1 protein-coding gene is annotated in these 835 nt (G+C 44.8%); it reads right to left on the bottom strand.

Annotation, left to right across the window (positions count from 1 at the left end; all coding sequences use genetic code 11):
- Positions 1 to 311 precede the first annotated feature (311 nt).
- The coding region (locus NCCP133_RS21820; protein ID WP_264807318.1) for a transposase at positions 312 to 835 on the bottom strand (524 nt) is incomplete at its 5' end.

Below are 835 nucleotides of genomic sequence, written 5' to 3'. Positions count from 1 at the left end.
ATACGCCCTAACAGAAATTAATAAATATGTGATTCTCTTACAATTGGTGGGTACGCTACGCGGTCACTACTGGGTAATGATGGTAAAGTAGTGATCATGAATTATGCGATGCACAATGGATCTCTGCGTAGCTTATGATGACGTACCCTCCCATGTCTCTGGGCATCAAAGTGCCTACATTCCTTCGTTCGGTCTAGTCATAAGGCAGAGGCTAGCGAAGCTCCTTTAGGGACTCGAGGTCGAATGGATGATATAGTGCCAGCTTCTCCGTGTCATCCTGTTGTCTAGGTCATTTAAAGGGATGCAGGACTTTACATAGCCTCTGCGAGACTAGGAATATCCTTCATCATTCGCTTTGCGTCAAACGCTTTGTGCTTCGTGCTGATTCCATGTAGAACCTTTAAGAGTTTCCCGCATAGAACCACGATTGATTGCTTTTTGCGTAACGGATTATCCTTACGATTTGTGTAGTAATCATGAAGCCTTTTAAAGGCTTCATTATGACGAATCATCGGCATCATCACTCGGAATAAGAGGGCGCGAAGCTTTCTTCTGCCCCGTTTGGATATTCGCTTTTGTCCTTTGTGTTGACCGGATGAATTCTCACGTAATGTCAATCCCGCGAGTTTGATTAATTGGCGTGGATCTTCATAGTGGGAAAAGCTTCCGATCTCAGCTAGTAAATCGACAATGGTGGTATCTCCAAGGCCAGGAACCGTTGAGAGCCATTCGTATTCTACTGATGTTTTGATAAGTTCAACCAAGTGCTGCGTAATGCTTTCAATCTCCTGTTCCAACTGGTGGTAACGACGAACGAGCGTGGCGATTTCCATAC

The sequence above is a fragment of the Cytobacillus sp. NCCP-133 genome (assembly GCF_026011715.1).
Classification (GTDB): Bacteria; Bacillota; Bacilli; order Bacillales; family Cytobacillaceae; genus Cytobacillus.
Note: the sequence above shows the minus strand (reverse complement) of the source record. Positions and strands in the feature narration are given on the sequence as shown.